Origin of the sequence: Candidatus Cardinium sp. cBcalN2 (genome assembly GCF_022810445.1) — a bacterium.
In the GTDB taxonomy this organism is placed as follows: Bacteria; Bacteroidota; Bacteroidia; order Cytophagales; family Amoebophilaceae; genus Cardinium.
The window spans coordinates 1-774 of the sequence record NZ_JAACGD010000145.1 but is presented as its reverse complement, the minus strand read 5'-3'; the positions used below and the strand labels follow the sequence as shown (position 1 = coordinate 774).

General features: G+C 33.7%; 1 pseudogene. It reads right to left on the bottom strand.

What is annotated here, in order from left to right:
• Window positions 1–219 precede the first annotated feature (219 nt).
• A pseudogene (locus MUW74_RS03980) lies at window positions 220–774 on the bottom strand (IS1634 family transposase); the annotation flags it as partial.

Genomic DNA, 774 nt, shown 5'->3' with positions numbered 1-774 from the left:
CCTCTGTAAAAAGTTCCGGCAATCATTATGGTATTCCTTTTTAAGCTCACATTCCGCGGCAATATTATCTTTTCCCATGATTTATCATTTTTGTCCAATTTTTGGAAAGTTTTTTTAGCTTAAGCTAGAGTAAATGATGTCATAGTAGGCCTTTTTATTGTTTTCAAATGGTTTTTTTAGCTTTTTTGTTCAAAAAAGGCATACGATGGCCCTAAAAAACTATTTGCAAATTTTTAACCCATAAATAGTCATGGCTTTTGGGCCAAAATAACCTATAACCTGCTTAGTAACATTTTTTAAATTGATGACATACTGTTGCCTATACCCTTCAAATTGCAGATGTAGTTCATGAATGCCATGAAACAGTCGGCAGACCCACGTCATAGTTGGTTTTTACGTGAGTTTCTTGAGTTGATTAGGAATAGTAGCATTATTTTCGATCAAAGACTTACGCAACCAGAGCTCACTAAAACTGTAGACCATCAAACAGAGCGTCATAACCATCATCAAAGCTTGCACACGACTTTCCTTTTTTAGAAATACAGAAGATACTTCAAATGCATTACCTTTAATAAACCGAAAAGCTTGTTCTGTTTTATGCTGCTCTTTATACTCTAGCAACATTTCTTCATCGGTTAAATATTTGTTATCCAGTTGATTAGTAGCCAAAATAAATCTTCCTTGTTGGTATCGCAATAGCGTTATTTTAGACTCATTAGCAACTATTTGAATAGATAACTTATAGCCTATAATAGTAGGATTGGCATCTTTCTT